This is a genomic window from Megasphaera hominis (assembly GCF_014269395.1).
GTDB classification, from domain to species: Bacteria; Bacillota; Negativicutes; order Veillonellales; family Megasphaeraceae; genus Megasphaera; species Megasphaera hominis.
Genome location: NZ_JACOGK010000003.1, coordinates 99,792 through 113,421, shown reverse-complemented (window position 1 = coordinate 113,421; position 13,630 = coordinate 99,792). Strand labels below are relative to the sequence as shown.

11 protein-coding genes and 1 rRNA gene are annotated in these 13,630 nt (G+C 49.8%); all 12 read right to left on the bottom strand.

The features are described 5' to 3' along the window. Positions 1–69 (bottom strand): 16S ribosomal RNA (locus H8J70_RS01880); the annotation flags it as partial. Positions 70–667: 598 nt separating this feature from the next. Further along, positions 668–3,898, bottom strand: a complete 3,231-nt coding sequence (carB, locus tag H8J70_RS01875; protein ID WP_186502060.1) for a carbamoyl-phosphate synthase large subunit — start codon at positions 3,896–3,898, stop codon at positions 668–670. 254 nt (positions 3,899–4,152) lie between these two features. Further along, the gene (locus H8J70_RS01870) at positions 4,153–5,250 is read right to left on the bottom strand and encodes a YibE/F family protein (protein ID WP_222433541.1); all 1,098 of its coding nucleotides are present in this window, start codon (positions 5,248–5,250) and stop codon (positions 4,153–4,155) included. Positions 5,251–5,270: 20 nt separating this feature from the next. Next, positions 5,271–6,179, bottom strand: coding sequence for a metallophosphoesterase family protein (locus H8J70_RS12440; protein ID WP_288200924.1), 909 nt, complete (start codon positions 6,177–6,179; stop codon positions 5,271–5,273). Positions 6,180–6,194: 15 nt separating this feature from the next. Continuing rightward, positions 6,195–6,830, bottom strand: a complete 636-nt coding sequence (locus H8J70_RS12435; protein ID WP_222433540.1) for a fibronectin type III domain-containing protein — start codon at positions 6,828–6,830, stop codon at positions 6,195–6,197. A 157-nt stretch (positions 6,831–6,987) separates the two neighbouring features. Continuing rightward, positions 6,988–7,863, bottom strand: a complete 876-nt coding sequence (locus H8J70_RS01860) for an NAD(P)-dependent oxidoreductase (RefSeq protein WP_186502058.1) — start codon at positions 7,861–7,863, stop codon at positions 6,988–6,990. A gap of 13 nt (positions 7,864–7,876) precedes the next feature. Then, positions 7,877–8,845, bottom strand: coding sequence for a D-2-hydroxyacid dehydrogenase (locus tag H8J70_RS01855; protein ID WP_186502057.1), 969 nt, complete (start codon positions 8,843–8,845; stop codon positions 7,877–7,879). A 106-nt stretch (positions 8,846–8,951) separates the two neighbouring features. Beyond that, entirely contained in the window at positions 8,952–9,893 is a 942-nt protein-coding gene (locus H8J70_RS01850) for a Rossmann-fold NAD(P)-binding domain-containing protein (protein WP_186502056.1), read from the bottom strand. A gap of 227 nt (positions 9,894–10,120) precedes the next feature. Then, the gene (locus H8J70_RS01845; RefSeq protein WP_023054391.1) at positions 10,121–10,318 is read right to left on the bottom strand and encodes a cold shock domain-containing protein; all 198 of its coding nucleotides are present in this window, start codon (positions 10,316–10,318) and stop codon (positions 10,121–10,123) included. Positions 10,319–10,446: 128 nt separating this feature from the next. Continuing rightward, on the bottom strand, positions 10,447–10,935 hold the full coding sequence (locus tag H8J70_RS01840) for a dihydrofolate reductase (RefSeq protein WP_186502055.1): 489 nt from the start codon (positions 10,933–10,935) through the stop codon (positions 10,447–10,449). Then, positions 10,935–11,726 carry a thymidylate synthase gene (locus tag H8J70_RS01835; protein WP_186502054.1) on the bottom strand — a complete coding sequence of 264 codons (792 nt, stop codon included), beginning with the start codon at positions 11,724–11,726 and terminating at the stop codon, positions 10,935–10,937. Before H8J70_RS01835 ends, H8J70_RS01840 begins: the two co-directional genes overlap by 1 nt. 17 nt (positions 11,727–11,743) lie before the next feature. Next, positions 11,744–13,558 (bottom strand): DNA helicase RecQ, encoded by a 1,815-nt coding sequence (gene recQ / locus H8J70_RS01830; protein ID WP_186502053.1) that lies wholly within the window; start codon positions 13,556–13,558, stop codon positions 11,744–11,746. Between the last annotated feature and the right edge of the window lie 72 nt (positions 13,559–13,630).

Below are 13,630 nucleotides of genomic sequence, written 5' to 3'. Positions count from 1 at the left end.
TCGTTCGACTTGCATGTGTTAAGCACGCCGCCAGCGTTCGTCCTGAGCCAGGATCAAACTCTCCATGATATGTGAAGAGCTATCTAGCTCTGTCTTACTTATTGTTTGTGTTACATTTGATTGACGTTCTATAAAATATAGAACCTCGCACGCTAGCATTTCATATGTTTACATTGTTCAGTTTTCAAAGGTCATCGTGTCGTCTTGCGACTTGTATATCTTATCAGGATTCATGCGGCTTGTCAAGCAGTTTTTAAGTTTTTTTAAACTCATTTGTCCACTCGACGCACTACATTCAGGACTTTTTGTTTTCCCTCACCTGACAGCTATTGAAGTATATCACCTGTCATTCTGTCTGTCAAGCACTTTTTTGAAGAACTTTTAAAACACAATCACATGCGCTAACATAACAAACTATACAAAAAAAATAGAACTTGCATTTCTTGCTTATTCATTCTTTCGCACGTCCGCAATAGCTGATAGACATATGTTAGCACCGAATCGGTCTATCGTCAAGGGCGGAATACAAAAAAATATTACTTTTTCCTTATCCCCCTGCCAAAGCATGCCTGCAAAGCCGTCTAAACGGCAAATAGGGTTAAAAAAGACGGCCTGCTCCCTAAGGAGGCAGGCCATCCGGTAAAGGTTCTATATAGACGGGCAGGTCTTATTTTTTGTCTGTAATCATGTGGTGCCATTCCTGCAGGGACAGGACGGGGCTGCGGCCATGCGTAATCATGCGATGAATACCATCGGCACTGGCCTTCGCGGCAACAATGGTCGTCACGTAGGGAATACGGGCGCGGACGGCAGCCTTGCGCAAGGCGCCATCGTCGACAGCCGAATCTTTTACAGGTGACGGTGTATTAATGACAATCTGGATCGTCCCGTTGGTAATCAGATCTTCCACGTGTGGTGTACCTTCGGAAATCTTATTGACGCGCTGTACAGGAATGCAGGCTGCCTGGAGAAGACGGTAGGTCTTATCTGTCGCATAAATCGTGAAGTCATCTTCAGCAAAGCGCTGGGCAATGGCCGCAATGTACGGTTTGTCTGCATCACTGACGGAAATGAGGACGGCACCCTTGAGGGGCAGTGTCGCTTTAGCCGCTTCTTCGGCTTTAAAGTAGGCTTCGCCGGCAGTCTGTGCCAAGCCCAACACTTCGCCTGTAGAACGCATTTCCGGCCCTAACACCGGATCGACTTCGGGGAACATATTGAAAGGAAATACAGCTTCCTTGACACCATAGTAGGGAATATGCTGTTCCTTCAATTCCGGCAGCGGCGAAGGACGGCCTGTAATAGAAGCCGTCATGACATCAATAGCCAAGGGTACCATGCGAATATTGCAGACCTTGGATACGAGTGGTACTGTGCGGGAAGCACGCGGGTTGGCTTCGAGAACGTAAACCTTGTCGTCTTCTATGGCATACTGCATGTTCATCAGGCCGACGACGTGCATTTCGACAGCGATCTTGCGTGTATATTCGTTGATGAGATCAAGATTTTCCCGGCTAATCGTACGGCTGGGGATAATGCAGGCACTGTCACCAGAGTGAATGCCTGCCAGTTCGATATGTTCCATGACAGCCGGCACGAAGGCATCCGTACCGTCACTGATAGCATCGGCTTCACATTCGAGGGCATTGTGGAGGAAACGGTCAATGAGGATAGGCCGGTCCGGCGTCACACCGACAGCCGCTTCCATATAATTTGCCATAGAGGCTTCGTCGTGAACAACTTCCATGCCTCGTCCGCCCAGAACGTACGACGGCCGTACCATAACAGGATACCCGATTTTGGTTGCAATAGCCTGCGCTTCGGCGACTGTTGTGGCCATGCCTGATTCCGGCATGGGGATGCCGAGTTTATCCATAACAGCGCGGAACTGGTCGCGGTCTTCGGCGAGATCGATGACTTCCGGCGTCGTACCGAGGATGTTGACGCCTTCGGCTTTTAATTTGGCAGCAAAATTGAGCGGCGTCTGGCCGCCGAACTGGGCAATAACGCCTAAGGGCTTTTCTTTTTTATAAATACTGAGTACATCTTCAAGGGTCAGCGGTTCGAAATACAGTTTGTCCGACGTATCATAGTCTGTAGAAACCGTTTCCGGGTTGCAGTTGACAATGATCGTGTGGAAGCCGAGTTTTTTCAGGGACTGGGCTGCATGGACGCAGCAGTAATCAAATTCTATGCCCTGGCCGATGCGGTTCGGACCGCCACCGAGGATCATGATCTTCTTTTCGTCCGCTGCAATGGGATTCTGGTCGGCCGCATTATAGGTAGAATAATAGTAGGAGCTGTCTTCTGTGCCGCTCACGTGTACACCGTGCCACGTTTCTTCCAGGCCGAGAGCCAGGCGGCGGGTACGGATTGTATCTTCTGGGACGCCCAGGATCTGTCCCAGGTATTCATCGGAAAAGCCGTCCTGCTTGGCCTGTATAAGAGCCGCATCAGGCGGCACGCTGCCCTGGTACTGCAGGAGCGCCCCTTCTTCATCGGCCAGCTCTTTCATCTGTTCAATGAAATAGGCCTTGACCATGGTACGCGACTGGATATCTTCTACCGTTGCCCCTTTGCGCAGGGCTTCATACATTTCAAAATACCGTTCTGACGTAGGCGTTTCCAAGAGGGTCAGCAATTCGGCCAGGGAAAGGCTTTCAAATTTTCCTACATGACCTAAACCGGCACGGTTCTTTTCCAAAGAGCGGATTGCTTTTTGCAGGGCTTCCTTGTAGTTTTTGCCAATGGACATGACTTCACCGACGGCGCGCATCTGCGTCCCCAGCTTATCTTCAACGCCTTTAAATTTTTCAAAGGCCCAGCGGGCAAATTTGACGACGACATAATCGCCATCCGGCACATAGCGGTCGAGAGTGCCGTATTTACCACACGGCAGGTCTGCCAAGGTCAGGCCCGTTGCCAATTTGGCCGAAACGAGAGCAATAGGGAAGCCCGTTGCTTTAGAAGCCAGGGCAGACGAACGGGACGTACGCGGATTAATTTCAATGACGACAACGCGGCCTGTCTTGGGATCGCGGGCAAACTGGACGTTCGTACCGCCAATGACGCCGATGTGTTCGACAATTTTGTAGGCCTGGCGCTGCAGTTCCTGCTGCACAGCTTCAGGAATAGTCAGCATCGGTGCCGTGCAGAACGAATCGCCCGTGTGGATACCGACGGGGTCGACGTTTTCGATAAAGCAGACCGTGATCATGTTGTTGTCTTTATCACGGACGACTTCCAGTTCCAGCTCTTCCCAGCCCAGGATTGATTCTTCCACCAGTACCTGATGAATAAGGCTGGCCTGGAGACCGCGTTCGCAAACAGTACGCAGTTCTTCTTCATCGTGAACCAGGCCGCCGCCGGCACCACCCATCGTGTAGGCCGGGCGCAGGACGACAGGATAGCCAAGTTTTTTTGCCGTATCGAGGGCTTCCTCAATGGTGTAGCAGGCTTCACTCTTGGCCATTTCAATGCCCAGGTCGTCCATGGTCTTTTTAAAAGCAATGCGGTCTTCGCCCCGTTCGATGGCATCGACTTGGACACCGATAACCTGGACGCCGTATTTGCTCAGGACACCAGCCTTATACAGTTCGGCACACAAATTCAGGCCGGACTGGCCGCCCAGGTTTGGCAGCAGCGCATCAGGCCGTTCCTTTTCAATAATCCGGGCCACGCATTCTTCATTCAACGGTTCAATATAGGTTTTGTCAGCCATTTCTGGATCCGTCATAATCGTCGCCGGATTGGAATTGACCAGAATAACTTCATAGCCCAAACTGCGCAAGGCTTTACAGGCCTGTGTGCCGGAATAGTCGAATTCACAAGCCTGGCCAATAACAATCGGACCGGAGCCGATAATCAGGATTTTATGGATATCAGTTCTTTGACTCATATGCAGCCTCTTTCCCAGCTGTTTCTTTTACAGCTTTAAAACGAATATTTATTCCCTTAAACTACCAAGAGGATATATGTTTATATTACCATATGCGCCTTGTATATTCAATGTAAATAATGTTCATACATGAAAACAATATAAAAAATCATAAAAGATGTACTTGGTATAAGCAGTATAAAAATTTTGTTATTACGAATAAAAAGACCCCCTCTTCCATTCCTTCAGAAGAGGGGGTCGCCATACGTATGAGGTTATGCGTCTTTTTTGTGTTTGAGGAGCATACTGAGCGCTGCCGCAATAGGTACTGTCAGGATGACGCCAAAGCTGCCAGAAAAGCCTTTCATGATTTCAATGCCAATGGCATTGGAATTGACAAGCTGCAAGTACGGCAGGTTGTACACGTAGTCCATGACCCAGACCCCCAGGGAGCCGCCGAAAAATGCCAGAATCAGGGTTGCTGCCATCGTGCCCATAACATCCCGGCCTACGTTCATACCGGCCTGGAACAGTTGCTGCCGCGTAATATCCGGGTTATGCCGCACCAGCTCGTAGCAAGCGCTGGTGATGTCCATGGCAATATCCATGACTGCACCGAGGCTGGCGAAGAGGATGCCTGCAAAGAGAAGCTCTCCTACGTCCATGCCCGTATTCTGCGCTACAAACATGAGGTTCTCTATATTAGGTACATTGTACCCGGAAAGATGAGTCATCCAGCCAAAGATGACGGCTGCCAGGCAGGACACGGTAATTCCGCCCAACGTGGACAGAAAGGCCATGGCGGCCTTGCGCGTGCTTCCATTGATCAGCCATATGGTTGCTGCCAGTACAATGGCTGAGGTAATCAAGGCCGCCGCAATCGGGTTGATGCCGCGAAGCAGCATGGGAAAGAAGAAGAATACAAAACAGATAAACGTGAATACCAGCGCAGCCGCTGACTTCATTCCCTTCTTGCCACCAATGAGACAGAGGAGCAGGAGAAAGGCGCCGATAAAAGCGTAGAGAGGCAGTGACCGGTCTATATTGTATACTGTATGGAGCTTCAGCTCTCCCACCTGGCTGGTAATGACGATGACTTCCATACCTGGCTCACATACCGTGCCAAAGAGAAGGCCGTTCGGACAATTCGCCTCTTCCCTGGCGCCGGCATTACTGCCAGTTTCCAGCTCAATTTCTACAATCTGATCACCAACACGGCTGCCGTTTTCCTGCAGGTTGTCCCGGACGATAGAAACGACCTGTGCCTTTTCAAAGGTCCGCCCGTCCGTATTGACGAGGACCGGCTTATCTACCTGATTCCAGGCTACGAGAAAATAGGCGCCGCCACAAAGAAGTACCACAATCAGGATCAAGCGGAGGATATACTTCTGCATTAGTCTTTGACGATGCTGTAGGCGCTATCGATCGGTGTACCTGTTTCCGCATCATACGTCGTGATTGTAAAGGCATTGTCCGTAATACGTACGACGGAGTACGTCGGGCGCCACGTCTGGCTGCGGGCGGCAATGTAATCCTGCTGCTGCGGAATGAGGTTATAGAACTTGGAACCTGTAGCCGAGTTCGAAGACATGTAGAAGACGCCTTTCGGATTATGGAGTACGCCCTGGCTCATATCTTCAATGGTATAACAGATATTCTGCGATTCGTAGTTGGCCTTGAAATCTTTATTTTTGAGAGCTGTGCTCAGAAGTTTATGAGACTGACCGCTCTGGCCGGGAACCTTGACTTCATCGAAGGTAGCATGCTGTTTGCCGTCGCTGCTCAGCTGATACGTACGGGCATACGTGTGGTCATGGCCCTGAAGAACGACGTCGATCTTATTGGCGTCATAAATCGGTGTGAGCTGCGTCCGCAAGAGGATACCGTCGGAATCAGAGTGATCAAGACCGCTGCCGTAAATATCCTGGTGCATAACGACAACACGCCATTTTGTATCCGGGTGCGCTTTGATGGCTTTTTCAATCAGTTTCTGATGATCAGCTACGTTGTAGTTGTTGGCGTTAATGACGATGAAGAGGGCGTTGCCATAGGTGTAGTAATAGCCATGGCCTGCTTTGGTCGGGTTCGTTTCGTCCGTGAACGGATTCGGTACGTTAAAGTGGTTCTGGTACCCTGTCGTCATGCTATCATGGTTACCAATGCTGGAAGCTTCCGGCAGATTGCGCAGGGCTGCTGCCGAGAGATAGCCGGCGTATTCCGTTTCCTGTTCGAGGATCTTAGCCGCGGACTGGTCTTCAGCCGGTTCGTTGATCTGGTCGCCAGGGGAAACGAGGAAATCGATTTCCGGATGCTGTGCTCAGGCACTGTTGAGTGTCTTATTCCAGTTATACGCATCGTTACGGGCAGCGATTTCCGCATTTTGTTTGGCATTGCCGTCAGACGGTGTCTGGCCTTTGGATGCGCCGATCTGCGGGTCACCAACATACATGAAGGAGAAATCGTGGGGATCGCCCGTTACGATTTTCTGGGCTGCCTGCCACTGGCCGTCGATTTCTACCTGGTACCAGTACGTCGTGTTAGGTTTCAGGCCTTTGACGGTAACTTTGTTGCTGTAGTACGTTACGCCTTCGATGACTGTACCGGCTTTGCTCGAGCCTTTGAAGGTCTTAGCATCACTCATATCTTCGTTTTTAGAGATGCGGACTTTAGACTGGTCGGCTTTGTCTTTGGAGTACCAGCCAAAATTCAGCTTAGAGGCATCGGCACCCGGTGCGATCGATACTTGTTCATAATTGGACTTTACTTCGTCCCAATGGGCTTTCCATTGCTGCCAGTCCGTATTATTGGATACGGCTGTGCGGGTCGTCATTTGCGGCGTCAGGGACGCATCATTCCAGTGTTCCGTAGCGGCAAATACGCCGACAGAGGCCATACAGAGTACGGCTGCGATAGAGGCAGCCAGAGCTTTTTTGTTGCGATGTAAAGAGTACATTGCGATTTCATCTCCCATGTAGAATAAGTTCATAATTACAGGTCTAAGTGTAACCGCGCTCTGTAAGGTTTATGCCTGGCCTCTGTCATAATTATGTAAAATAAAAAGAAACCCTGCCCGCATACGACAAGGTTTCTTTCAGAAATACGTCTATAAATTAGTTTTTTTCATGAACATAGTGTTTAATCAGTGCCTGGGAGCCTTCTTCACCTAGCCCCTTTTCTTCCAGTTCACGGAAATCAGCCAGTACTTTGGGCACCACATCCAGGGTAAGGCCTTTGCGTTCGGCTTCTTCTGTAGCCAGGCGCAGATCCTTAATAATATGCTTCATATAGAAGCCGGGACGGAAATCGCCAGCCAAGATTTTAGGCCCTAAGGCACTCAGCTGGGCACTGCCGCCGGCACCGGTCGAAACGGCATCAAAGAGTGCCTGCAAATCCAACCCTTCGGCTTTCCCGTATGCCAGGGCTTCGCAAACGCCGCCTAAGGCACCGGCTACGAGAATCTGGTTTGCCATTTTGGCATGCTGGCCATTGCCGGCTTTGCCGAAATAATTGATATTGGTCCCAACGGCCTTGAAGATCGGCATGCAGGCTTCATAATCTTCCCGGTCACCGCCGACGAGGAGAGATAATATACCTTTAATAGCACCGCCTTCGCCGCCGGTAACGGGAACATCCAAAACGTGGAGACCTTTTTTTGCCCCATCTTCATGGAGACGTTCTGCCAGGCTCGGACTGGTAGTCGTGCAATCAATAAGGTACTGGCCTGCTGTTGCCGCTGCAAAAATATTGCCTTCGCCGTAATACACGTCTTCTACGTCTTTAGGAAAGCCTACCATCGTAATCACAGCGTCACAGCCTTGTACGCATTCACCGATAGTCGGGAAAAATTCAGCACCTTCGCTGATGACATCTTCGACCTTCGCTTTGGTCCGGGCATAGATGCGCAGGGAAAAGCCTGCTTTCATAAGGTTGCGTACCATAGGCTTGCCCATAATACCTACACCGATAAAGCCAATCGTTTTTAGCATGTCTTCGTCCTCCTTATTTCTTATAACCGGTTGTAAAATCTACTATATTTTTTAGAGGCTGGCCGCTGAGATAGGCCTTGAGATTTTCACAGGCAATCTGAATGATCCGGTCGTGTGTCGCCTGCAGGTGGAAGCCGCCTGAAACGTGCGGGGTAATATAGATCCCCGGCACCTGCCAAATGGGATCCGTTGCCGGCAATGGTTCCGGATCGGTTACATCCAAGGCTGCCCCGGCCAGGTGGCCGCTCTGTACGGCTTCGATGAGGTCCGCCTGAACTACGCAATTGCCCCGGCCAATGTTGAGGAACCAGGCGCCTTTTTTCATGGCAGCAAAGCGTTCTTTATTATAGAGATAGCGTGTTGCCGGCGTATCAGGAAGACTCGTAGCTACGATATCGGCCCGGGATAAGTATTCATCCAGGTGGTCCATCGTTCCCATTTCATCCGCTTCAGGCGGTACGTCCGTACTGCGGCGGCGAATGCCGATGACGTGGGCGCCTAAGGCTTTCAGTCGTTTGCCAAATTCACTGCCAATATCGCCAAAGCCTGTAATCAAGGCCGTAGCACCGTAGACAGATGTGACCGGGCCTGCATCCTGCCAAAGGTTTTGTTTCTGATTATCGTAATACGTAAAAAGTTTCTTCATCATAGCCAGCAGCTGGGCCAGCATATGCTCCGATAAAGCCAGGCCATAGGCGCCGGTGGCATTCGTAAGTAACGCACCGTCCGGTAAGATGCCAGGCTGTACGTAAGCACCGCTGCCGGCACTGTTAAGCTGCATCCAGCGCAGGTTTTGCGCCTGCTGCACGAGTTTGGGTGAAAGATTGCCGATAATGACTTCGGCATCTGCCAACTCACCAGCCGGGACTTCCACGCCTACGGCTGCCGTCGTGTCCGCATAATAAAAGGTATGACCCGGTGCTGCCGTCTGCAGCCAGCCTTTCTGTTGTTCTGTAACAGGCATTGCTACTACTATTTTCATATATGTGCCTCCTCACTATTCTTTTTTGTTTATTATACTCCACCATACCAGTCCTTGACTACAAAAAAATACGCTCCCGAAAAGGGAGCGTATGGAACGTGCGTCGTTACCAGTCGAGTTTGCCTGTAATGAGGTATACGAGCAGGCCTTTTTCTGCATGGCGCCGGTTTTCTGCTTCGTCCAGAATCGTTTCCAAATGAGCATCTACGACATCCTGCGTAATTTCATAGCCCGGGTGAATGGGCATATCATGGAAGACCATCGTATCCGTGCCGGCCATGAGTTCGCCATCGATCTGATACGGCATCATCATGCTGATGATCTGGTCTTTCTTTTCTGCATAATCGGGGTTGGTAAAGAATTCCATATCAACCCACGTATCCGTGTAAACACAGTCGACGTCAGCTACGACTTTTTTCAGGTCGTCTTTGCTGATCTGATTGGACAATTCGATATACCGGCCCGTTGCTTTCAGTTCCTTGTAGAACGAGTCATCTACGCCCATGACCTGGCTGAACGGAGTGAGGCCGTACATAGTGCCGCCCAGCTTTGTAACGATTTCACAAAGGGAATTATACGTATTATTCTTGGCCCCGATATACAGGACTTTGACGTCGAAATGACCTGTCTTTTCATAGAGAGTCAGCATATCGGCCAGAGCCTGTGTCGGATGGAACGTATTATCGCAGCCATTGATCACCGGTACGATCGATGCATCCATAAAGGCGTGGGTCGTTTCCGATTTCTTAAAGCGTCCCATAATGCAGTCTACATTACGGCCAACGTATTTGACTTCACTGGGCAGGTCGCCAATCGTGAAGTTGCTGGCCTTCCACAATTGATTATATGATTTGCCACCTAATTCTTCCATGCCGATATTGAAGGAGAGATACGTACGGTTCGACGTCTTTTCGAACAGGGTATACAGTTTTTTACCATCTAACAAATGGGAAAAAGCCTGCTGATTTTGTTTGATCTTTTCTGCCAGGAGCAAAATTCCTTTTAATTCTTCTACGCTGTAGTCGCTAAAGCTGTTTGCATGTTTCATGTATATTCATCCTCCAAATCGCTTATAAACTGTGTCTTACCTGGAACATAGGTATATCATACCATAGTCATTTTATAATTACAAGTTTTTATGCAATATTTTTGTAAATTAAACCAAGGGTTTTCTTTCCCCTTTATGCAAACTGTTATAAGCAGGAAAACAAAAAATCGGTAACTCCCAAGGAGTTACCGATTAAAAGGTTTCTATATCTAATAGCGCGTAATTAATTAGGCTTTAGTTACATTAGCAGCCTGAGGGCCACGTGCGCCGTCTACGATATCAAATTCAACTTCCTGACCTTCTGTCAAGGATTTGAAACCATCTTCCTGAATAGCGGAGAAGTGTACGAAAACGTCGCCACCATCTTCTCTTTCAATGAAGCCATAACCTTTTTCTGCGCTAAACCATTTTACTTTACCGTGCATAACAAAATCCTCCTAAGAAAAAACAAATGCAGCTATTCTCTAGCTCTGAATGTAATTCTATCACACCTATGCCTTAATGTCAACTTTTTATTTATTTTCCATATAACTAAAATGCATACGGAAAATCCTTATTTATGAATATAATGCACAAAGGAAAAAGCATAGGCATTCCGGTCATCGGCAGCATGCTCTTCACGGCTTACTTCGCGCCACTGCGACGGATCATACGCCGGAAAATACGTATCAGCCGGTAAGGCCGCTGCAATTTCCGTCACGTACAGGCTGTCTGCGTGCGGCAAAAAGGCAGCATACAAAGACGCACCGCCAATAACGAAATACTCTTCTGCCGGATCGAGGGCCTGGAGGATGGCTTCCAAGCTGTGAAAAACCGTAACGCCTGCAAGCTGTGAGCCATACCCTGCCTGGCTCGTCAACAGCCAATGAGGCCGGCCTGGCAAAAGGCCCGGCAAGCTCTCAAAGGTCTTGCGGCCCATGATCATCGTGTGGCCCATGGTCAGGGATTTAAAATGTTTCAGATCGGCTGACAGGTGACAGAGGAGATCATTGTCCTTACCGATGCCGCCATTTTGGCAGACCGCAGCAATGAGGTGGAGCATCAGACAGCCACCTCCATCGAAATCTTGCCCAGGTGCTGATAATTTTCGAGGACAATATCCTCCGGCTTAAAAGCGTAGAAATTGTGGATGGCCGGATTGAGTTTCAGTACCGGCGCTGCAAAAGCCTGGTCGCGCCGGGCTAATTGCGTCCGCATGGCTTCTACGTGATTTTCATAGACGTGGGCATTATTGATGACATGCGTAAAGAGACCGGGACGCAGGTTGGTAACCTGGGCAATCATATACACTAAGGCAGCATACTGAGCCATGTTAAAGGGCACGCCCAGGCCCATATCGCCACTGCGCTGAATGAGCATGCAGTTGAGGCGGCCGTCACTGACATCCCAAAGGGTCTGATAGGCACAGGGCTGAAGGGCCATGTCCGGCAGGTCTTCAATGTTCCACAGGCTGACGATCATGCGCCGGTTCTGCGGATCCTTTGTCAGCTGTTCCAGCAGGGTATCGACCTGCTTGTATTTACGGATTTGGTATCCATAGGCTTTGCCGATCGTACCATCGGGACGCATCCATTCATCCCAGACGTGGCAGTTCATCTTTTGCAATTCCCGTACATCATTGCTTTGGAGCTGCCAAATCCAGAGGATTTCTTTGATAGCCGTCTTGAAGGCGACGAATTTTGTCGTTAAAATGGGAAATTCCTTTTCCAGATCAAACTGCATCATTTGATGAGGCAGTTTATACGTTGGAATTCCCGTACGATTATTGGAATAATAGCCGTCTTTTAGAATCCGCTCTACTATATCCAAATATTGTGTATCTGCGTTACTCACGCGCATTCACTCTCCCTTTACTCAAAGCTGTGCAACGCTTCTATGAACTGAGGACCATATTTGTGCAGCTTAAAGGCACCGACGCCTTTAATATTACTCATTTCTTCCAGTGTATGCGGGCGCTCCTGGGCCATAGCCCACAAGGTGGCGTCGGAGAAAATGACAAAGGGCGGAATGTTTTCGTCCTGTGCCAATTCCAGACGCAATTGACGGAGCACGTCAAAGATAGGACGCAAGGCCTCTTCATCGATGGTGCCCACGGTCTTTTTCTTCGCTTTTTTCGGTACGGCAGCCAATTCCGGTTCCTGCCGTACGGCTACCTTCTGGATGGCCCGTTCCTTGCCTGCCAGGACCTGCCGTCCTAATGCTGTGAGAGATAAAACAGGGTACTTGCCTTCAGACTGCTGCAAATATCCGTCGAGGACACTTTGACGTACGCTATCGCGAATTTCCCGGCCCGTAAAGTTGCTGAGGGCACCAAAAAGGACGAGGCGCTGGAAACCATACTGCTTTACCTTAGCTGACTGGCTGCCTTTAAGTATATCACAGACCAGTGTCATACCAAAGCGCCCCTTTAATTCATCGACACAGGCACAAATCGGACGGACAATATTCGTCTGGTCCTCTTCTACGACTTCCTGGTCGCAGTTGCCGCACTTGCCGCAGGCAGTCCATTCCGGACGTTCGCCAAAATAAGAAAGAATATACTGGCGCAGGCAGCCTCTGGTTTCACAATAGCCAACCATGCGGTTCAGCATATCCTGTTCCCGTTGCTGCTGCTCTACTGTATGGACAGAATGCTCGATGAGATATTTCTGAATCATAATATCCTGACGGCTAAAGAGGAGAATGCATTCACCGGGACCGCCGTCGCGGCCGGCACGACCGGCTTCCTGGTAGTAACTTTCGATGTTTTTCGGCATCTGGTAATGGATAATGTAGCGGACGTTGCTCTTATCGATGCCCATGCCAAAGGCATTGGTCGCAACAATGACCTGTATCTTATCATACGTAAACCGTTCCTGTTCTTTTTTTCTGGCTTCGTCGCTCATCCCCGCATGATAGCGGCCGACGGAAAAGCCCTGATGCCGTATTTCCGTATAGAGGCGGTCCACCTCTTTGCGCGTTGCCGCATAGATAATGCCGCTATCCTCCCGATGACTGGCCAAATAGGCCAATATGAACCGCGTCCGGTCCGTATCGCGGACAACGCGGAAATACAAATTGGGCCGGTCGAAGCCACCGACAAAGACCCGTTCTTCCCTGAGTCCCAGGAGCTGCTGCATATCCTTTTTTACCTTTTCCGTCGCCGTTGCCGTAAAAGCCGCTACCACTGGCCGCCGGGGCAAGGCTTCCACCCAGGCACTGATCGCACAATAGCTGGGCCGGAAATCGTGTCCCCATTGGGAAACACAATGGGCCTCATCAATGACTACCAAGGAAATAGGCTGGGTCTGCATAAAAGACGTAAAAAACTCATTTTGCAGCCGTTCCGGTGAAATATAGACGAGTTTCACGCGGCCAGCCCGGATTTCCGAAAAGCGCTGCCGCAGTTCATCCCACGTGCACTGGCTATTGATATAGACTGCCGGTATTTCCTGATTGACCAGTGTATCCACCTGGTCCTTCATGAGCGAAATAAGCGGAGAAATAATCAGGGTAATACCGGGAAGCATAAGCCCGGGAATCTGGAAGCAAAGGGATTTCCCTGCGCCCGTCGGCATAATAGCCAGGCAATCCCGTCGTGCCAGCAGTGTTTTGATTACTTCTTCCTGACCCGGCCGGAAAGAGGAATAACCAAAATATTGTTTTAAAATGTCTGTGGGCTGCAAAACAAGTCTCCTTTCCTGAAAAAAAGGGCATGCCCTAATGGCACGCCCTTCTCTACGTACATGATAACCGGC

Coding starts and splice junctions, on each gene's coding strand:
- carB (WP_186502060.1), bottom strand. CDS start 3,898: ATGAGTCAAAGAACTGATATCCATAAAATCCTGATTATCGGCTCCGGT.
- H8J70_RS12435 (WP_222433540.1), bottom strand. CDS start 6,830: ATGTACTCTTTACATCGCAACAAAAAAGCTCTGGCTGCCTCTATCGCA.
- H8J70_RS01860 (WP_186502058.1), bottom strand. CDS start 7,863: ATGCTAAAAACGATTGGCTTTATCGGTGTAGGTATTATGGGCAAGCCT.
- H8J70_RS01855 (WP_186502057.1), bottom strand. CDS start 8,845: ATGAAAATAGTAGTAGCAATGCCTGTTACAGAACAACAGAAAGGCTGG.
- H8J70_RS01850 (WP_186502056.1), bottom strand. CDS start 9,893: ATGAAACATGCAAACAGCTTTAGCGACTACAGCGTAGAAGAATTAAAA.
- H8J70_RS01845 (WP_023054391.1), bottom strand. CDS start 10,318: ATGCACGGTAAAGTAAAATGGTTTAGCGCAGAAAAAGGTTATGGCTTC.
- H8J70_RS01840 (WP_186502055.1), bottom strand. CDS start 10,935: ATGCTCCACCTCATTGCTGCGGTCTGCCAAAATGGCGGCATCGGTAAG.